Below are 2795 nucleotides of genomic sequence, written 5' to 3' on the forward strand. Positions count from 1 at the left end.
CTCGGCCGCGAAGGCCGCGAACGCCCAGCCGGTGACCGCCTCCAGCGCGCGGGGCGCCAGGCCCCGGCCCCGTGCGGCCACCTGCCCCAACTCGCCCATCCCGGCGGGCTTCCGTGCGGGCGCCTACTGGCCGAACGGCTGCAACGGCCACGGCGGCTACTACCTCTACCGCGGCTGACCCCACGCCACGTCCGGCACTCCGGAGGCACCGCACGCCGTGCGGTGCCTCCCGCTGACTGGACCCGCACGGTTCGCCCGTCGCCCCGGTGCCGATCAGGACCTGCCATCCCAAGAGCCCACGCCGCAGCGGTAGCCTGCGAGCCATGACGCTGGGGACCGGGACCGTGCAGGACTTCTGGGCACGCAAGCTGCTCGTGGCCACGGGTGTGGACCCGGACGATCTGCGGCTGGACGTGTACGAGAACGCGGATCGCGGGATCGCGCTGGCCATGGGCGGGTTCGTCTCCGAGCACTCCAGGCTGGTCGAGGGCGCGGTCGCACTCGCCGCGGACATCCTGCGGCGATGGCGCACGCCCCGGCCGGAGTTGGTGGCCGGCCTGGTGCGATGCCTGGAGTCCCGCCATTTCCATGCCGGAGGCGACGCGGCGATGGTGCTGGCGCAGTTCGCGTCGGCGGACTCCTCACAGGACATCACGTCGGCCGTTCCCGCACTGATCGCGGCCGCCAACGATTCCTACGACCGGGTTGCCGGGCCCGCGGCACTGGTTCTTGCCCGTCTCGGCCATCCGGCGGCTCTGGACCCGGTGCACCGGTGGCTGGCGGCAAGCAGCGGAACGCCGTTCTTCCCCGTGACCTCACTCGGGCAGGTTCTTGAGCCGCTGCTGGGCTGCGCCGACGAGTTGCTCCCCGGAATCCGTCGCATGCTCGTCGACTCGGCCGACAGCGAAGGACTGCGTTCGGTCCTCAAGGCTCTGGCTGCATGGGGTCCCGTCGTGAGCGAGGCGGTTCCCGAGCTCGTGCCGATACTCGCCACCCGCAACGTCCGATGGGCCTGCGACGTGCTCGGCAGTATCGGGCCGGCGGCGGAGCCCGCGGCGGACATCCTTGAGGGCTTCGTCCGCGGCGTCACGCAGCCACCGCGCCACGACGGCAGCAGGCTGGTGCCGAACGGCACACGGAGATGGCACGGCGCACAGAATGCGGCGTGGGCCCATTGGCGGATCACCGGTGAATCAGAGGTCTTCCTGGCTTTCCTGGAGGACGCGGCGTCCCGGGGCCTGGGGTACGCCGACCTCGGCCGGTTGGCAGAGCTGGGCCCGCAGGCGACGCGATGCGCGAGCGCGGTCCGGCCGTTGCTGGAATCACCCGGCCCGTGGACCCGTGTCCAGGCCGCCCATGCCTGGTGGCGGATCACCGGCGACACGCACGCAGCCGTCCCCGTGCTGCTGGCGGCGCTGGAACCCCTGACGTCGGGTGATGCCGACGAGTCCTGCCTCGCGGTGTCCGGCACATCGCCCGGATCGGTGCCCCGGCCTCCGCCGCGGCGCCGCTGCTCGAAGCGGTGCTGTCGTCCGACCGGTGCTTCCCGGCGGACGTCTATCCTGCGGCACGCGCGGCCCTGGCAGCCTTCGGCGACGGCCTCCGCGTCTCGAAGTGCAGGGGGCCGCGGGGACCTTGGGCAACCTCCAGCGGCAGCGCTATGGAGAGCGAGCGATTGATCTCCCCACCACCGTAGACGGAGACGAAGTCGCGGTAGTCTGCCGGAATCGGGATGCCCCACCTCCGGGCCGCCTCGTCCCAGTCGACGGGATCGCCGGCCCCGGGGTGCGGCGGCAGAAGGCCGGCCAGTCGGGCAACACTCGGGTGCATCGGTAATGCCTCTCGGAGAGCTCGGGCAGAGGCTTCGCCGAGCGTTCGCACGTGCGCGCGGCCTGTCACCACGGCTTGACACATCCTATTGATCAGGTGCCCGCGAGGGCGAACTCCGTGAACTGTGGTCACCCCAGGACCCCCAGCGGCGAACGGACCGGAAGTCAGCCGCCCGTACCTGCCGAACGCCCGGCGCACGACAGGCCGGGCCCGCACCGGCCGAACATCACCCGTCGAAGTTGGACCAGAAGATCCCGACACCCGTACCGCCCTCGTCCCGGCCGACCAGGATGCTGTTCGATGTGAAGCAACGAGTGGGGAAGACCAGCGCGTTCGCGCCGCTGGCAGGGTCGACGACGACGTCCAGCACGGGAGTCCGGGAGCCGCTCTCCCGCTGCGCCCGGAACTCGGCCACGGCGTGGGCCTCGGGACTGTCGGCCTCCGCGAAGCCCGCGGTCCGGCCGAGAGCCCCGCCGATGGCCAGGTTGCCCGGGGTTCCGGAGTAGATCGCCGAGGCGCCCTCGCTCAGCATGTTGACGTCGTCGGACGCCTCTTCCCAGCTCGCGCCCACCAGCGCCTGCGGGGTGGTGCCGCCGGCGACCAGTGCGACCGCGGTGACGGTGGCGCCGCGCTCGTCGTCCCGGTCGTAGGCCAGGTACACCTCGTGCAGTCCGTCGGCGAGGAGGGAGAAGGTGTAGAACTCGGCGCCGTCGAGCCCGCACACGGCGATCCCCCCGTGGCTCGACAGCCGCCCCGCCAGCGTGAACTCGCCCTCGTACCCGGGCTCCATCTCCGAGTCGCTCGCCTTCAGGACTGCCTCGATCGCTTCGATCATCTTCATGCCGGCGAGTGTGCCACCCTCCTCCGACAGCCGGCCGTGCTTGCGTTCCTGCGCGTATCGGCCGACAACATGCTGTTCAGCGTTGCTGTCCTCTGGGGGCGGTCCGCCGGCATCGTCGGCGGAC

2 protein-coding genes are annotated in these 2795 nt (G+C 71.6%); one reads left to right on the forward strand and one right to left on the reverse strand.

Annotated elements, in window-relative coordinates; translation table 11 throughout:
* The first annotated feature begins 323 nt into the window (after window positions 1–323).
* Window positions 324–1679: a hypothetical protein gene (locus ABZ885_RS38780; protein ID WP_360199551.1), complete on the forward strand. Its 1356-nt coding sequence runs from the start codon at window positions 324–326 to the stop codon at window positions 1677–1679.
* 377 nt (window positions 1680–2056) lie between these two features.
* Here the strand turns inward: ABZ885_RS38780 and ABZ885_RS38785 are convergent, their stop codons facing one another.
* A complete protein-coding gene (locus ABZ885_RS38785) occupies window positions 2057–2671 on the reverse strand; it encodes a hypothetical protein (RefSeq protein ID WP_360199553.1) in 615 nt (204 codons plus the stop codon).
* Window positions 2672–2795: the final 124 nt, after the last annotated feature.

This window comes from Kitasatospora sp. NPDC047058, from assembly GCF_040643935.1.
Classification (GTDB): Bacteria; Actinomycetota; Actinomycetes; order Streptomycetales; family Streptomycetaceae; genus Kitasatospora.